Origin of the sequence: Actinoplanes cyaneus, assembly GCF_016862095.1 — a bacterium.
Lineage (GTDB): Bacteria > Actinomycetota > Actinomycetes > Mycobacteriales > Micromonosporaceae > Actinoplanes > Actinoplanes cyaneus.
Map to the genome: position 1 here is coordinate 90520 of NZ_BOMH01000071.1, position 17475 is coordinate 107994.

The following is a 17475-nucleotide window of genomic DNA, read 5'->3' on the forward strand; positions in this document are numbered from 1 at the left end:
CGTCACGGATCAACACAGGCAAATGTCATGCCGGCGTGATCGAACCGCTACTGATCATGATCGAGTGACAGCGGCGAATGACGACCTGGCTCCATCACGAGACGGTTCACGGGGACGACCGGCGATCGCGCGATGGGCGGCCCTCACCGGTCTCACCCTCGCCGCGGTCCTGGTGGCCGCCGGCGGACCCCCGACCACCAGCAGCGCCGCCGACGCGGCCTGTGCCACCCGGGGGCGCCCGGACCCGGCCTCGGCGTCGAGACTGGCGCAGTCCTGCCGGCGGACCGTCGAGGTCGACGGCGCGACCACGGCCACGTCGACGCTGGTGGCGAACGCGAACGGTTCGTTCACCGCGACCGAGTCGGCCGTCCCGGAACGTGTCCGGCGCGCCGACGGCACCTGGGCGCAGGTGGACACGACGCTGCACGCGAACGGTGACGGCACCCTCTCGCCGATCGCCTCGCCGACCGCGGTGGTGCTCTCCGGCGGGGGCACCGGCCCGCTGGCGCGGGTGGCGAGCCAGGGCCGGGAGCTCGTCTGGACGTGGACGGGCGTGGCCCTGCCGAAGCCGGTGACGGCAGGCCCCGTGGCGACGTACGCCGAAGTCCTTCCCGGTGTTGATCTGACGTTGCACGTCGACGAGTGGGGCTTCGCCGAGGTGCTGGTCGTGAAGACCGCGGCGGCGGCCCGGAACCCGGCGCTGGCGGCACTGCGGTTCGCGCTCTCCGGCACCGGACTGACCGCGGCCGGGGCCGCCGGCCGGGCGAGGACGCCGGCCGCGGCGGTCAGCGACGCCTTCGACATCGGGCCCGCGGCCATGTGGGACTCGACGCTGCCGGCCACGAAGCCGCCGGCCTCGATGCCGGCGCAGGACGTGCGGTCCGAGCTGGTGTCCACCTTCGACGGGCCCGGCGCCGGCGCGCGGACCGCGACGATGCCGGCCCGGATGTCCGGCACGACGCTGGTGATGACCCCGGTGCGGAGCCTGCTGACCGACCCCGCGACGACGTTCCCGGTCTTCATCGACCCGAAGTCGTCGTCGCCGGCCCGCAGCTACTGGGCGATGATCAACAAGGGTCACCCGAGCCAGCAGTACTGGAGTTACGACCGCTCCGACCACGCGAAGGTCGGCAACGCCGGTGACGGCACCGACATGTACCGGTCGCTGTTCCAGTTCTCCACCGCGACGTGGCAGGGCAAGCACGTCACGGCGGTGACCTTCTCCGACAACCTGCTGCACTCCTGGAGCTGCAGCAACACCGTGACCCAGCTGCATCACGTCACCCAGGCACTCAGCTCGACGACCACGTGGACGTCGAACAACGCCGCGTGGAGCTCGTCGCTGGCGACCGCCTCCAACCAGAACTGCACCGACAAGACCGGCGTACGGACCGAGTGGAGCACGACCGCTCTCACCAGCGAGGTCGCCGCGGCGAACGGCAACGCGACCATCACGCTCGGGCTGCGCGCGGCCAGCGAGACGGTCTCCACGAACGGGTCGAACGGCTGGAAGAAGTTCGACGAGACCGCCACCGCGACCGGCGCGCACCTGTCGGTCACCTACAACACCGCGCCGGTGATCAGCAACGGTCACACCGACGCGGCGACCTGCGCGACCTCCGCGGCGGGCGCTCCGGCGCTGGCCACGCTCGGCAGCCCGGCGCACAACCCGGTCCCGGTCGTGACGGTCACCGACGCCGAGGCTGACGCGTCGACGGTCACGTTCACCTACCCGGCGGCCGGCGGCGGAACGGCCACGACGTCGTACGCGAACGTGACCAGCGGCGCCAGCCAGAAACTGGCCGGCGGGATCCCGGCCGCGGCCATCCCGGGCGGCGGCACCTACTCGTGGAGCGTGTCGGTCGGCGACGGCACCGACACGTCGTCCGCGACCTGCTGGTTCACGATCGACAACACCGTTCCCGAGCCGCCGTCGATCACCTCCGCCGACGGCCGGTATCCCGACGACGACCAGGTCCACGGCGGCGTGGGCAAGCCCGGGGCGTTCACCATCGCGGCGCCCGCGGCCACCAGGGCGTCCGTGGTCAAGTACACCTGGGGACCGTCCGGGGGTGCGCTGCAGACCGTGACCACGACGGCCGGCGCCCCGGTGACGGTCTCCTTCACCCCGGCGACCGCGGGCGACACCACCCTTCAGGCGTACGCCTGGACCAGCACCGGCGTCATGTCCGCGATGGGCAGCGCGGAGTTCCTGGCCGGCACGTCCGCCGCGCCTGCCGGTGACTGGGCCCTGAACGGCAGCGGGGCCGACACCGGCACCGGCGCCCACGCCGCGACCGCCGCGAACGTGACCTGGACCGCCGACGGCCGGCAGATCGGGCGCAGCGTCGGGCACTTCGGCGGCACCGGCTCCGAGCTGACCGCGACCGCCCCGATCCACACCGACACGTCCTTCTCGGTGGCCGCCTGGGTCCGCCCCTCCGGCACCTCCTGCACGACCAACGCGGTCGGCCAGGACGGCGTACACACCAGCGGCTTCTACCTCGGCTGTTACCAGGGCAAGTTCACCTTCGACGTGATCGCGTCGGACTCCAGCTCGGTGGTGACCACCCGGACGGTGTCGGCCGCGACCGCACCGATCGGATCGTGGAGCAGCCTGCTCGGCGTCTACGACCTGTCGGCGAACCAGATCCGGCTCTACGTCAACGGTGTGCTGCAGCAGAGCGCCGCGCTGACCGGCCCGCTCTGGGACGCGACCGGCCCGTTCGTCATCGGCCGGGAGCGTTACGCCGACACCTCCACCGGCTGGTGGGCCGGTGACATCTCCGCCGTGCGCGTCTGGGACCGGGTCGCCTACCAGGCCGACATCGCCTCGCTGAGCGCCTCGAGCTGGGCCGACCAGTACCCGCTCGGCCTCGACCCCGCGCAGAACGCCAAGGACCCGGTCGCGAACCCGCTGACCTGGACCGGCAGCCCGCAGGTCGGGATCGACGACATGAACCCGCCGGGCACCGGCGGCACCCCGGCGGCGATTCTCACCCCCACCCACCCGGACTACGGGCTCTCGGCGCGGCCCTCGGTGCGCACCGACGGCTCGTTCACCGTGTCCGCCTGGGTCGACCCGGCCGCGCCGAACAGCACCTACACCAACGCGGTCTCGCAGAACGGCGCCGTGACGGCCAACTTCGGCCTGGGGCTGAGCAGCACCAACCACTACGACTTCTGGATGCACGGCTCCGACGTGACCAGCCCGACGGCCACTGTCGCCCAGTCGGCGGCGACCGCCACGGCCGGGACCTGGGTCCACCTGATCGGCGTCTTCGACGCCACCACCAAGGTGCTGACGCTCTACGTCGACGGCACGGTGGCCGGCACGGCGACGTTCACCGCGACCCCCTGGTACACCAGCGGGTCCGTGGCGGTCGGCAGCGGGCGCTGGCAGAACGCCAACGCCTATCTGTGGAACGGCGGCATCGACAACGTGGGCCTGTTCAACGGGGTCCTGAGCGCCACCGAGATCAGCAACCTCTACCGGTTCAACGACCCCTACTACGTCCTGGCCAACCAGTGAGACGACTGATGGAGGCTGCCGTGACCGGCCGCGCCCTGCTGACCGCGGGCCTGGCGATCGTGTTGTCCATCGGCGTCGCGGGCAACCAGCCCGCGTACGCCGCCGTGGACCGGACCGCCAAGCTGACCGCCCCCGACACCCCCAGCGTCGCCCCCGGCAAGGCCAAGCCGGCGGCCGGACGGCCCGCCGACCCGGCCGGCGCCGCGGCCCTGCGCAAGGCTCCCGCCGTCACCTGGCCGGCCGCTTCGGACACCGTCGTCGCCGCGCCGGCCGGACGGCGCGCGGTCGCGGTGACCGGCACCCCGGTCAGCGTCGGCGCCGCCGCCGCATCCTCGGTCCGCGTCCGCATCCTCGGGCACGACGCCGCCGTCCGGGCCAAGCGGGACATGCTGATCGAGGTCAGCCGGACCGCGGCCGCGCCGAGCGCCGGCCCGGTCGACGTCGCGGTCGACTACGCCTCGTTCCGGTCGGCCTACGGGGCGGACTGGGCCGGTCGTCTCCACCTGGTCCAGGTGCCCGGCTGCGCCACCACCACCCCGGACGCGGCGGCCTGCCAGCCGGTCGCGGTGCCGTCCCGCAACGACCCCGCCGCCGCCCAGGTCACCGCGACCGTCACGCTGGCCGCCACCGCGCAGGCCACCACGCTCGCGCTGACCTCGGGATCGTCCGGCAACGCCGGTGACTTCACGGCGACCCCGCTCAAGGCGTCGTCGACCTGGAGCGGAGGCAACCAGTCCGGCGACTTCACCTGGTCGTACCCGATGCGGGTGCCGCCGTCGCAAGGCGGGCCGGAGCCGGCCGTCGCACTGAACTACTCGTCCGCGTCGGTCGACGGCGAGATGGCGGCCTCGAACAACCAGCCCGGCTGGATCGGGGAGGGCTTCAGCTACCAGCCCGGCTCGATCGTGCGCAACTACAAGGCGTGCGCCGAGGACATGGGCGGCACGGCCACGAACAAGACCAAGACCGGCGACCTGTGCTGGGGCACCGCCAACGCGACGTTGTCGATGCCGGGCCACGCCGGTGAGCTGGTCCGCGACGACGGCGACGGGCACTGGTCGCTCAAGGGTGACGACGGCTCGAAGGTGCAGCTGCTGACCGGCGCGACCAACGGCGACAACGACGGTGAGTACTGGAAGGTCACCACCGCCGACGGCACGCAGTACTTCTTCGGCCTCAACCACCTCGCCGGCTGGGCGACCGGCAACCCGGTCACCAACGCGGCCTACACGGTGCCGGTCTTCGGCAACAACTCCGGCGAGCCCTGCTACAACGCGACGTTCGCGTCGGCGTCGTGCAGCCAGGCGTACGAGTGGAACCTCGACTACGTCGTCGACCCGCACGGCGACACGATGTCGCTGTGGTACACCCCGGAGACCAACAAGTACGCCCGTAACCTGACCAGCAGCTCGATCTCGACCTACACCCGCGGCGGCTACCTGAGCCGGATCGACTACGGCACCGACCAGCACACCGGTGGCAAGGACAGCGACCTGACCACCAAGGCGCCGAACAAGGTCGACTTCACCCCGGCCGACCGCTGCGTCACCGCCGGCACCACCTGCGTGTCGAGCACGCCGTCGAACTGGCCGGACGTCCCCTGGGACCAGTCCTGCACGTCGACCACCTCGTGCAAGGACTACGCGCCGACCTTCTTCAGCCAGAAGCGTCTCGACACCGTGCAGACCTCCGTCTGGAACGCCTCCACCAGCGAGTACGTGCCGGTGGAGAAGTGGACGCTGCACCAGACGTACCCGGACCCGGGCGACAGCACGCGCGCCGGCCTGTGGCTGTCGTCGATCTCGCACACCGGCCTCTACGGCGGCACGGCGACCCTGCCCGACGTCTCGTTCACCGGCGTCCAGAAGGCCAACCGGGTCGACACCGCCACCGACAACGCGGCGAAGATGAACTGGTGGCGGATCGCGTCGATCACCACCGAGACCGGCGACCTGATCGGTGTCACCTACTCCGACCAGGAGTGCACGGCCGGGTCGACGCCCACGCCGGACGCGAACACCGCGAACTGCTACCCGGTCTTCTGGACCCGGGCGGGCGAGACGAACCCGCGCATCGACTGGTTCAACAAGTACCGGGTCACCGCGGTCTCGGAGAACGACCAGACCGGTGGCGGCCCGCGCGTCCGCACCACCTACGACTACGGCACGCCGGCCTGGCACTACGACGAGGACAACGGCCTGGTGCCGGCCACCCGCAAGACGTGGGGCCAGTTCCGCGGCTACGACACGGTCACCACCACCACCGGGGACACCGGCGACCCGAGGTCGAGCACGACAGTCCGCTACTTCCTGGGCATGAACGGCGACAAGACCTCGTCCGGCACCCGCGCCGCCCAGGTCACCGACTCGACCGGGGCCACGGTCGCCGACGACGACGCGTACGCCGGGATGACCCGCGAGACCATCGTCCGCAACGGCCCCGGTGGCGCCGAGGTCAGCGGCGAGATCGACGATCCCTGGAAGTCCGCCGCGGTCGCGACCCGCACGATCAACGGCCGCACCGTCGCGGCGTACCGCACCGGGATCGCCGCCACGCACTCGCGCACCGACCTGGACGGCGGCCGATCGCCGCGGCGCACCGAGAAGGTCGACACCCTCGACGTGTACGGCATGACGACCCAGGTGTGGGACAAGGGCGACCTCGCCAAGAGCGACGACGACACCTGCACGATCACCACCTACAACCGCAACACGACAGTGAACCTGCTGGACACGGTCGGGCGGACCCAGGAGTACGCCAAGCCCTGCGGCACCGCGCCGGCCACGCAGGACGACGTGATCTCCGACGTCGAGAGCAGCTTCGACGGCCAGGCGTACGGCGTCGCCCCGACCAAGGGGGACATCACCAGGGAGCAGACCGCCAAGGCCTGGACGACGTCGTCGATCACCTGGCTGACCACGGCCGCGAGCGTCTACGACGCGTACGGCCGGGTCACCGACGCCACCGACGTGCGCGGCAACCACTCGCTGACCGAGTTCACCCCGGCCACCGGCGGGCCGGTCACCGCGACCAAGACCACCAAGAACCCGCTGGGCTGGGTCACCACCGCGGAGATCGCCCCCGGGTACGGCGTGGTCACGGCGTCGGTCGACGAGAACAACAAGCGGACCGACACCACGTACGACCCGTTCGGGCGCAAGACCGCGATCTGGAAACCGACCCGGTCGAAGAGCGCCGGCGCGACGGCGAACACCACGTTCGCCTACCAGATCAGCCAGACGGCGCCGTCGGTCGTCACCACCAGCAACCTCGACGCGTCCGCCACCTACGTGCCGGTGTACGCGTTCTACGACGGCCTGCTGCGCGAGCGCCAGACGCAGGAACTCGCGACCGGCGGCGGCCGTACCGTCTCGGATGTCTTCTACGACTCGCTCGGGCAGACGGTGAAGGAGAGCGGGCCGTACTACAACGCCGGCGCGCCGGGCACCACGCTCTTCCCGGCGCCGATCGACCAGAACGTGCCGGCGCAGACGCTCACCACCTACGACGGGGCGGGCCGGGAGATCCGCTCGGCGTTCGTCGCCCACGGCGTCACCCAATGGCACACCACCACGGCGTACGGCGGTGACCGCGTCGACGTCACGCCGGCCGCCGACGCCGCCACCCCGACGGCCGGCACACCCACCTCGACCGTCACCGACGCGCTGGACCACATGGTCGAGCTGCGGCGCTACACCGGCACCACGGTCAGCGGCACGTACGAGTCGACGAAGTACACGTACAACGAGAAGGGCGAGCAGACCGTCGTCACCGACAACGGCGGCAGCCAGTGGCGGTACGCGTTCGACCTGCTCGGCCGGACGGTCAGCAGCACCGACCCGGACAGCGGCACCACGACGACGGCCTACGACGACGCCGGCGACGTCACCAGCACCACCGACGCGCTGAACCGGACGGTGTCGTACGACTACACCCTGCCCGCCGGTTACGCCGACCCGCTCGGCCGGAGGACTGCTACCTGGCTCGGCGCGGCCGGGACCGGCACGAGGACGGCCACCTGGACGTACGACACCCTGGCCAAGGGCCACCTGACGTCGTCCAGCCGCTTCGTGGGCACCGACGAGTACAAGAGCACGGTGATCGGCTACAACAACCTCTACCAGCGGGCCGGCACGATCACCACGATCCCCGCGTCCGAGGGGGCGCTGGCCGGGACGTACGGGTTCAGCGCGACGTACAACCTCGACGGCACGATGAACAGCAAGACGCTCCCGGCCACCGGGGACGTGCCGGCCGAGACGCTCAACTACAGCTACGACCAGGCGACCGGGCGTCCGTACAGCCTCAAGACGGACCTCGGCGGCACCACCAAGCAGATCGTGCTCTCCACCCAGTACACGAGCTACGGCGAGCCGGCGGTCACCACCTTCGCCGACAGCAACACCGCCCCGTTCGCCCAGCAGGCCCTGACGTACGACGAGAGCACCCACCGGCTCGTCGAGGCCAAGACCCTCAAGTCGACCGCGTCGGCCGTCGTCGGGGACGTGCACTACTCCTACGACGCGCTGGGCAACATCACCAAGGCCGCCGACACTCCCGCCGCGGGCACGGCGGAGACCCAGTGCTACACCTACGACGGGTTGCAGCGCCTGACCGACGCGTGGACCCCGGCCGACGGCGACTGCGCGGTGACACCGGCGACCGATCGGCTCGGCGGGGCCGCGCCGTACTGGAAGTCCTGGACCTTCGACGGCAGCACCGGGAACCGGAAGACCGAGGTCACCCACACCGCGGCGGCGACCACCACGGTCACCTCGGCCTACGGCCAGGCCGGCCACCCGCACGCGGTGAGCGGCACGACCAGCACCTCGGGAACGGTCAGGGCGTACACCTACGACGCGGCCGGCAACACGATCAGCCGGCCCGGCACGAGCGCGCAGCAGACCCTGCAGTGGGACGCCGAGAACCACCTGGTGTCGCTCACCGAGGGCAGCAGCCACTACACCTACGTCTACGACCCGGACGGCAACCGGCTGATCGCCCACGAGCCGACCGGCACCACCCTCTACATCGGCGACGTGCAGTTGCGGCTCTCCGGCACCGGCGTCAAGACGGCGGTGCGGTACTACTCCTTCAACAACCAGACGGTCGCCCAGCGCACCGCCGCCGGGCTGCAGTTCCTGAGCTGTGACCCGAACGGGACCAGCACGATCGCGATCGACGACACGGCGGCGCAGAACACCACCAAGCGCTACCAGGACCCGTACGGCAACGCGGTGGGCCCGGCGGTCAGCTGGGTCGGCACGAAGTCGTTCGTCGGCGGCGACCAGGACCCGACCGGCCTGATCCACGAGGGCGCGCGGGAGTACGACGCGACCCTGGGCGCCTTCGTCAGCCGCGACCCGGTCGTGGACCAGGACGATCCGTCGCAGCTCAACGGGTTCTCCTACGCCGGGGACAACCCGGTGGTGCACTCCGACCCGACCGGTCTGCGCACCGACTACTACGACGACGTGCACGGCAACTCCAAGCCGAAGCCGAAGCCGGTGACCACCGTGCACACCGACCCGCGGCACGCGGCGCTGGTGCGGCACCACGCCCCGCACGCGCGGATCGTGACCAGCTCGCACACGTACTCGCCGAGGAAGCACTACAACCCGCCGCCGCGGTTGCGCTGGGTTCCGGCGAAGGCCGGCGGCAGCAAGTCGCATCCGGTGCCGCACCCGACGCCCTGGGGTGACACGCTGCCGACCACCGGCGTCCCGGAGCCGGGGACGTACACCGGAAGCTTCGGGTTCTGCCTCGGCGGCGGCGTCGGCATCTACATCGCGTCGGTCTCCGTCTCGGGCTGCCTGATGTTCGACGACGGCGGATCCGGCGGGACCCTCACGGTCGACCACTCGTACGGCCTCACCGGCGGCCCGGCGAAGGGCAAGGTCGGCGCGAACTGGGGCGCGGGCGTCACCTGGTCGAACGGGCGGGTCAAGGACCAGGCGGGCGGGTTCCACACGAAAAGCGGCGGCGGCGGCTACATCGCGACGGGGACGGTCACCAAGTCCACCGGGAAGAAGCTCGACGGCTCGCCGGAGACCACGTGGAACGTCACGATCGGCCCCGGCTACGGCGTCACCCTCACCGACGGCGACTCGTACACGGTGCTGCACTACGACAAGGATCCCGACTGAGCGGCATCACGCGCTGAGGCAAGATCGATCGACACGCGGGGGAGCGTGCGGCAGGCCGCCACCCGTTCCCCCGCATCCGACGTACAGGCAGGATGGTTGTCCCATGGCTGGTCGCGCCCCGGCACGTGTGCTGGACACGGTCGTCGTCATCGCGGCGGCGGTGCCGGCTCTCACCCTGCTCGCCGTGATCTGGCTGGCGGTCCCGGCCCTGCCGCCGCTGCCACTCGGCGTGGTGGTGCTCGGAGCTCTCCCGGGCATCGCGTTGCTGATCACCAGCGATCGGCTCGCGAAGGGACTGAGCAAGCGGGGGATCGACGGGCGTCCGCTGGTTGCGGAGCACTGGCGTGCGGTGCTCACCGCGGCGGCGGCGATGCTCGCGGTGCTGGCGATCGTCGTCATCACGGTCAAGGCCACGGGCACCGTCAACTGGCCGGCGGGGCAGCCGACCGAGACCGGCGGCCGCTACTACCTGAACGTCCACGGCGGCCTCCTGCCGGTCACCGAGCCCGAATACCGCCAGGCCCTGAAGTCCAGCGTGCTGATCTTCCTGAGCGGCGGCCTGGTCCTCGAGCTCGCGGCCCTGGCGAGGCTGGGGCTGATGGGCAAGAAGCTGAACCCGTGAGAGCCGGGTCCGGCACCGGCCGATGATCATCCGAAACCGGGCGGGCGGGGGATCGCGCCGGCGGCTCGGGAGCGATAGCCTCATGCACCGATTGACGTCGGTTGGCGTACGCCCAGGAAGGCCGGTCCGATTTCTCATCCCACCGCCGACACCGCCGAGGGCAGCACCCCTGCTCCGGAGCCCGCCGCGCCGCCGGAGCCGGCCGGGCGGCTGACCCGGTTGCGTGCCGCCGCGTGGGCCGCGACCCCCGCCATCGGGCTGTACCTGGTGCTGCGCTCGCTCAGCCTCGACGTCATGTACGTGCTGGCCAGCCACGCCCACGTCCGGGCGCCGGGCAAGGAGGTCTTCCCGGACGGGACGATCAACAACCAGTGGCGCAGCTTCACCTCGTTCATGGACGCGCTGCTGTCCTGGGACGCGCGGTGGTACACGAAGATCACCGAACTGGGACTGGGTGGCCCGCTCGGGGCGGTCGACAGCGACGGGGTGCCGTACCAGCTGCGCCTGATGTTCTTCCCGCTCTACCCGTGGCTGGCGCGCCCGCTGACGTACCTGCCGTTCGTCTCGCCGGTCGCGGCGTGCCTCATCGTCTCGTTCATCTCCGCCGTCGCCGCTGCCTGGGGCCTCTACGCCATCGGGCGCCACCTGCACAGCCACCGCGTCGGCATCCTGCTCGCCTGCGTGTGGGCGCTGGCGCCCGCGGCCATGACCCAGAACGGCGCGTTCACCGAGTCGCTGTTCACGGCGCTGGCGGTGTGGGCGCTCTACAACGTGCTCAAGGAGCGCTGGCTGATCGCGGGACTGCTCGCCGGGATCAGCGGGCTGAGCCGGCCGACGGCTGCCGCGCTGATCGGCACGGTCGGGCTGGCCGCTCTCGTGGCGGCCATCTCACGGCGGGGCGGCTGGCGGCCGTACGCCGCGATGCTCCTGGCTCCGGTGGGTCTGCTCGCCTACATCGGCTACGCCTCCTACCGGCTGGGCGGCGTCGGCAAGTACTTCGAGGTCCACCAGAACACCTTCGGCGCCGAATGGGACTGGGGGAAATCGGCCTGGACGACGGTCACCGACATCATGATGGGCGTCGGCGACGACAACGGGAACAAGCCGATCCGCATCCTGTCCGTGCTGATCCTGGCCGGCTTCCTGATCCTGCTGGCGCTGCTGGTCAGCCGTGCGCCGTGGCAACTGACCGTCTACGCCGCCGCGACGCTGATCCTGGTGGTCGGCTCCCGCGCGCACATCTCGATGATGGGCCGGCACCTGCTGCCCGCGTTCCCGGTGCTGCTGATCCCGGCCGTCGCGCTGGCCCGGGCGAAGGACCGCGACCTGGTGATCCTGCTCGCCTCGATGGCGCTGCTCTCCGGCTGGTACGCGGGCTGGCTCCCGTTCATCTCCGGCCAGGCCATCTGAGGATCAAGGCGGTTGCCGCCACTCGCGGCGGCAGCCCGGCCGGGCCGGCTGGTCCGGCTCGCACGCCGGTCCCGGCTGGTGCTGAGGGTTCTGAACGGGCCTTGATGCAGCCGTGAGGGCCAGCCGCGCGGGTCCGGCTGGTGCTGAGGGTTCTGAACCGGCCTTGATACAACCCTCAGCGCCAGCCGGGCCGGGAGCCGCTCATCGGCCGGGGTCGGCGCCCACCTTGCGGACAGCGTCGGCCGCACGTCTCCTGGCCGGTACACCATTGCCGGTTGAACGTGACATTTGTCAGCGGTTCTCCTGACTCTGCTCACTGGGGCGGGCCTCGCCCGGCAGCGAGGCTTGTCGATGTCAACGGAACACTGTTCACCAGGAGGAACGATGACATCTCGGCTACGTCTATCGATGATCGCCGCGACCTTGCTCGTCGCGCTCGGATTCAGTTTCACGGGTGCCGGTGCTGCCACCGCCGCCCCGAGCGCCCCGGCCGCGGCGGCGCCGGTCACCGCCCTCACCACCCCGATCACCGGCACGGGGGACAACGGTTCGTTCGCCGGCACGTTCACCCCGTCGAGGTTCTCCGGCCAGAACGGGAATCTGGTGGCCACAGGCGTGCTCACCGGCACGGTCAGCGACGCGTCCGGCGACACCGTCGGCACCGTCACGCGTACCGTCGCCCTGCCCGTGACCATCGCGGCGGTGACCTGCCAGGTGCTGAACCTGGTCCTCGGCCCGCTGCACCTCGATCTGCTCGGCCTGGTGATCGACCTGAACCAGGTGCATCTGCTGATCAACGCGGTGCAGGCGCCCGGCAACCTGCTCGGCAACCTGCTCTGCGCGATCACTCACCTGCTCGACGGCACCCCGACCGCTGGTGGGCTGGCCGCGTTGCTCAACGCGATCCTCGCCCTGCTCGGTCGCCTCTGACCCGCACCCGGTTCGGACAGGCGCAGTCGCACCCCGCCAGGTGCGGCTGCGCCGCCGTGCGCCCCAGGTGCGGTTGCGCGTCGTGCGTTCGAGGTGCGGCTGCGCCGCCGTGCGCCCCAGGTGCGGCTGCGCGTCGCGCGTTCGAGGCTCGGTTGCGCCGCCGTCGCCACGACGGGCGGGGCTACGCCGGCGCACCCCGCAGGGTGGAAGCGGCGCCGTCACCGGAACCAGCCGGCGCCCTCCGCGAGTCGGACCGCCTCCAGCCGGTTGCGGGCGCCGGTCTTGCGCAGGATCGCCGAGATGTAGTTGCGCACCGTGCCGGCGCTCAGGTGCAGCTCGGCGGCAACCTCGGTGGACGGCACGCCGGAAGCGGCCACGCTCAGCACGGTCAGCTCGCGCGGCGACAGCGGACTGCGCCGTGCCGTCACCATCGCCACCGCCAGGTTCGCGTCGATGACCCGCTCGCCGCGGACCAGCCGGCGGATGCCGCGGGCCAACTCGCACGGGGCCGCCTGGGTGCCGACGACACCGTCGACGTGCAGGTCGAGCGCCTGGTTGAGCAGCGCCGGATCGTCCGGGCCAGCCAGCACCAGGGTGGCGCAGCCGGGCTGCTCCGCGGTGAACCGGGCGATCGTGGCCAGCCCGTCGCCGGCCAGCAGCGCGAGGTTGATGACGGCCACGTCCGGCGGCGCCGCGCGGGCCATGTCCAGCGCCTTGCCGAGGTCGCCGAGGTCGACGACCACCTCGAGATCGTCCTCCAGGGACAGTGTCGCGGCCAGGGCGCCGCGGAGCAGGTTCATGGGTTCGACGAGCAGAATGCGGATCACGAAGGGCCTCCCAGCCAGGGTTCGGGCGGCCGGGCATGCGCCGGCCGGTCTTCCGGATTCCTGCGGGAGGTGGTTCAGCTGGGCGGGCCCGCGTAGCGGACGGTGCGCCCGCGGGCGATCAGATTCCTGACGGGGGTACGGCCACCGGCCGTCACCTCGGGACACCACGACGACGCGACGATGCCGGTCGTGGGCGCACTGCCGCCGCCGGAGTCACGTGCCTGCCCGGCGGGGGCCGAATGCTCGGAGGGTCGCCCGGGCGATGGCGCCGGCTTCGGGGAACCGGACAGCTCGGCCACGGGCGACGAGGCACCGAACGGCCTGGCTGCCGGTGACGAGCCGCCGGACAGGTCGGCCGCCGGCGACAAGAGCAAGGCTTGGGCGTACGACGGCAGCCGCATGAGCATCGACGTCACGCCCACCTGGAACGTGGGGGCCGGCGGCGCGACCACCGGCTGAGACGGCGTCGAGGCACCGGGCAACGGGGCGGCCGGAGCGATCCCGGTCGCTGACGATTGGGGCAGCGCCGTCCGGGACAGCAGAGGCGGCGCCGTCCACGCGGGCAGCGCCGGCACGTGCCACGAGACCAGAGGCGGTGCCTGCCACGTGGGCAGGGACGGTGCCTGCCACGTGGGCAGGGACGGTGCCTGCCACGTGGGCAGGGACGGCGTCATCCATGAGGGCAGAGGCGGTGCCTGCCACGTGGGCCGTGACGGAGGCCGGGTGAGGGCTGCCAGTGCCGGCCGGACGATCGTGACCCGGCTCGGGAGCGCCGCGGCCCGGACCACCTCAGAGGTCGCCCTCGACGTCCGGGCCTGCACCTCCCGGAACGTCTTGCCGATCTGGACGTCCGATGCCGGAACCTTCGGCGTGCGGACCGCCGGCCGCTGGGTCTTCCGAGAGTGTCCCGTCACCGCGGCCAGCTTCGAGGTGGCAGCTTTCGAAGGCACGGACTTCACTGCGGCGACCCTGGGAGCGACCGATGTCAAGGCGCCGGCTTTCCGCCCGGCGACCTTCGGAGTGGCGACCTTCGGAACGGCGGCTTTCGAGGCGGTCCGCTTCCGGATGGCCGGCTTCGGGACGGACTTCCCGGCCGCGCCCGCAGCGGACTTGATCGAGGCGCTGGCGGCGGACTTGCCTGACGCGCCTACAGCAGACTTGCCCGAGGCGCCCGCAGCGGACTTGACCGATGCGTCGGAAGCGGACTTGACCGTGCCCGCCACGCCGGCCACACCGTGCCCGACAGGTCGATCATCCGCCCGCGCCGCCTGCTCGAAGAGACTCATGGCGAGGTAGGCCGCTCCCGCCACGGCGAGCAGCGTGAGCAGCCGGAGGACACGCCGGGGCATCCCGGGCGCACGACCCTCACCACGCTGCATTCAGACTTCAGTACCCGTTCCCGGCATTCTGACACCGGGACGGGCCCGCGAACGACGACGTGCGCCGCTCACGGGCCCCGGTGGAACGGCTCAGCCCTTGTAGGCGCCGATGATCTTCGTGAACTGGTACGCGGACTGGCTCACGCCACTGCACGTGTCGTCGTTCGGGTACGCGCCCGGGCACTGCCGGTCCCGGTTCAGCGACCAGAACGTCAGCCGGGCGATGGTGTGCTGCTGGGCGTACGCGGTGATGGCCTGCATGTCCGCCAGGGTCACGGTCGCGTGCTCGTCGGTGATGCCGTTCATCGACGAGATGCCCACGTGCCGGTACGCCTCGGCGTCCGACCACCCGTACGCCGTCTTCAGTTTGTTCTTCAGGCCGTCGGCGGCCTGGATGGTGAGCTGGCCCTGGTTGCCGGTGGTGTTGCCCCAGTCGAAGGTCATGATGCCCCAGCCGTCGACGACGAGGCCGGCCGCGGCCGCCCGGTTGATCAGCGAGGCGTCGGGGCCGCCGGTGCCGCTGCCGAGCGTGACGTAGGTGGTGATGCCCGGGTTGTTGGCCTTGATCGTCTTCAGCGCGTCGACCGTCTTCTGCTGGTCGGTGGCGTTGTTGTACGGCGTGCCCTCGATGTCGATGTCGATCGCCTTGAGGGAGTAGGCGTTGATCACCTTCTGGTACGCGGCCGCCAGTGCGGAGGCACTGCCGCAGGTGTGTTCCAGCCAGGGCCCGGCCGCGCCGCCGAAGGAGACGACGACGTCCCCGCCGTTGGCCCGGATGGTGTTGATCGCGGTCTGGTCGGCGCCGCCGGTCAGCGCGCGACTGCCGTCCCACTTCGGGTCACAGGTGCCGCTGTTCAGGATGAACGCCATGGTGAACCACTTGACGCCGGTCGTGCTGGTGACCGTGGTCAGGTTCGGCGGGTTGCCCCACCCGGTGTAGTAGTAGGGCGCGACGGCCTTGATGCCGGGGCCGCCGGTCGCCGGGGGAGTGGTCGGCTGGGTCGGCGTCGTGCCGCCGCCGAAGGTCCACTTCTGGTTGGCAGTGCCGGTGCACGACCAGAGCTGCAGTTTGGCGCCGTTGGCGGTGCTCTTGTCCTTGACGTCGAGGCACTTGCCGGAGGCGGTGTTCACCAGGGCGCCGGCGGCGCTGAGGGTCCACTTCTGACTGGCGACCGTGTCGTAGCAGTCCCAGAGGTGCACGGCGGCGCCGTCGGTGGTCGCGTTGTTCGCGACGTCGAGGCATTTGCCGCGGCCCTGGACCGAGCCGTTGTCGGCGAGGGTCCAGGTCTGGTTGGCGCTGCCGGCGACGCAGTCCCAGAGCTGGGGCAGGTTGCCGTTGGTGGTGGAGCCGTCGGTGACGTCGAGGCACTTGCCGTTGAGCGAGCTCGTCAGCGTGCCGGCGCTGGCCGCCGAGGCGCTGGTGATGCCGAGGACGCCGAGCGTCGCGACGACCAGCGCCGAGGTGGTGACGGCGAGGATGCGGGAGCGTTTCACGGGGGTCTCCCTAGCCGAGAGAGGGGATTGGTAAGGCGGTTAACAATTACGCCCGCGTCGATGTGCAGGTCAACGCCACGCAGCGCGACCAACGCCGCGTTTCCCCAGCTCAGCCACCCTCTGATGGGTAACCTTAAATAACCTTAAAAGTATGAAACACGGCAACATCAACCCCCGATTCGCGGGTACGGCCGTGGTCCGGCCACGCGCGAGGCCGGCGCCCCGGGCGGTGCTCGCGAACGCGGCGGTGCATGCGAAGGCGGCAGTGCACGCGAACGGGGCGCACAACCATCGTTGTGCGCCCCGCCGGAAGGTCTGTCTGCGGAAGGAGAGGTGCCTACATGTGGTGCGCGGGCCGGATCTGCAGCATCTCGGCCAGCCGGTTGGTCACCGGGCGCGCCTCCAGGTGCAGCCGGGCGATGTTGAGCTGCCCGTCGCCGATCACGACCAGCAGCGCGAGCTCGCCGATCGCGTAGACCGACAGGTAGCCGTTCTGGTTGTGGATCGTGACGTCGGAGAAGCCGCCCTGCGACAGGACGCCCCCCGTGGTCCGGCTGATGCCGTGCGCGCCCGCGGCGAGCGCCGCCACGTCGTGCGGCTCGGTGCCGGTGGTGGTGTCGTAGAGCATGAGCAGGCCGTCCACGCCCGCCACGACGCACCCGAGCACGCCCGGGACCTGCACGCGCAGGCGGGCGAGCTCGGTGAGGACGTGCTGCTCCTCAGGACTTGTCATACGTCCAGGTCCGCCTCGATCTTGCGGAGCTGGTGACGCGCCAGGCCCAGGTTGGCCCGGTCCTTCTGCAGCGAGAGGTAGAGGAAGAACGCGTCGCCGTTGCGCTTGTTCTGCAGCAGGCGGATCAGGTGGTACTGGGTGTCGAGGGTGATCAGGATGTCCTCGATGCCGTCCTGCAGGCCGAGCATGTTCAGCGTGCGCACCTTGGCGCGGATCACGTCGGTGTTGCCCGCCGCCGCGATGTTCATGTCCATGATCTGCCCGCCGCCGAGCACGCCCAGCGTCAGGCCGCTGGTGTAATCCACCAGCGCGACGCCGATGGCGCCCTCGATGGACATGGCTTCCTTGAGGGCCGTCTCGATATTCACTGCCTAGCTCCGTTCCGACAAGACATGGTCAGCC

11 protein-coding genes are annotated in these 17475 nt (G+C 71.1%); 7 read left to right on the plus strand and 4 right to left on the minus strand.

The features are described 5' to 3' along the window. The first annotated feature begins 64 nt into the window (after positions 1–64). The 5 genes from Acy02nite_RS39735 (at position 65) to Acy02nite_RS39755 (ending at position 12640) form a co-directional block, all read left to right on the plus strand. Complete coding sequence (locus Acy02nite_RS39735; RefSeq protein ID WP_203753514.1) at positions 65–3532, plus strand: LamG-like jellyroll fold domain-containing protein; 3468 nt, start codon at positions 65–67, stop codon at positions 3530–3532. An 8-nt stretch (positions 3533–3540) separates the two neighbouring features. Next, a complete protein-coding gene (locus tag Acy02nite_RS47355; protein WP_203753517.1) occupies positions 3541–9678 on the plus strand; it encodes an RHS repeat-associated core domain-containing protein in 6138 nt (2045 codons plus the stop codon). Between the two features lie 103 nt (positions 9679–9781). Continuing rightward, a complete protein-coding gene (locus tag Acy02nite_RS39745) occupies positions 9782–10300 on the plus strand; it encodes a hypothetical protein (protein WP_203753520.1) in 519 nt (172 codons plus the stop codon). A 219-nt stretch (positions 10301–10519) separates the two neighbouring features. Further along, entirely contained in the window at positions 10520–11710 is a 1191-nt protein-coding gene (locus tag Acy02nite_RS39750) for a glycosyltransferase family 39 protein (RefSeq protein WP_239175656.1), read from the plus strand. Positions 11711–12094: 384 nt separating this feature from the next. Further along, positions 12095–12640 carry a hypothetical protein gene (locus Acy02nite_RS39755; RefSeq protein WP_203753523.1) on the plus strand — a complete coding sequence of 182 codons (546 nt, stop codon included), beginning with the start codon at positions 12095–12097 and terminating at the stop codon, positions 12638–12640. Positions 12641–12858: 218 nt separating this feature from the next. Here Acy02nite_RS39755 and Acy02nite_RS39760 read toward each other — a convergent pair whose 3' ends face one another. After that, the gene (locus Acy02nite_RS39760) at positions 12859–13467 is read right to left on the minus strand and encodes a response regulator transcription factor (protein WP_203753526.1); all 609 of its coding nucleotides are present in this window, start codon (positions 13465–13467) and stop codon (positions 12859–12861) included. A gap of 189 nt (positions 13468–13656) precedes the next feature. Here Acy02nite_RS39760 and Acy02nite_RS39765 point away from each other — a divergent pair, with 189 nt between their 5' ends. Together Acy02nite_RS39765 and Acy02nite_RS39770 are read left to right on the plus strand one after the other, a co-directional pair. Then, positions 13657–13926, plus strand: a complete 270-nt coding sequence (locus Acy02nite_RS39765; protein WP_203753529.1) for a hypothetical protein — start codon at positions 13657–13659, stop codon at positions 13924–13926. Positions 13927–14190: 264 nt separating this feature from the next. After that, positions 14191–14763: a hypothetical protein gene (locus tag Acy02nite_RS39770; RefSeq protein ID WP_203753531.1), complete on the plus strand. Its 573-nt coding sequence runs from the start codon at positions 14191–14193 to the stop codon at positions 14761–14763. 173 nt (positions 14764–14936) lie between these two features. Here the strand turns inward: Acy02nite_RS39770 and Acy02nite_RS39775 are convergent, their stop codons facing one another. The 3 genes from Acy02nite_RS39775 to Acy02nite_RS39785 form a co-directional block, all read right to left on the minus strand. After that, positions 14937–16340, minus strand: a complete 1404-nt coding sequence (locus Acy02nite_RS39775) for an RICIN domain-containing protein (protein ID WP_203753534.1) — start codon at positions 16338–16340, stop codon at positions 14937–14939. Positions 16341–16677: 337 nt separating this feature from the next. Next, positions 16678–17073, minus strand: coding sequence for a roadblock/LC7 domain-containing protein (locus Acy02nite_RS39780; RefSeq protein ID WP_203753536.1), 396 nt, complete (start codon positions 17071–17073; stop codon positions 16678–16680). Further along, the gene (locus Acy02nite_RS39785; protein WP_203753601.1) at positions 17070–17411 is read right to left on the minus strand and encodes a hypothetical protein; all 342 of its coding nucleotides are present in this window, start codon (positions 17409–17411) and stop codon (positions 17070–17072) included. Before Acy02nite_RS39785 ends, Acy02nite_RS39780 begins: the two co-directional genes overlap by 4 nt. Positions 17412–17475: the final 64 nt, after the last annotated feature.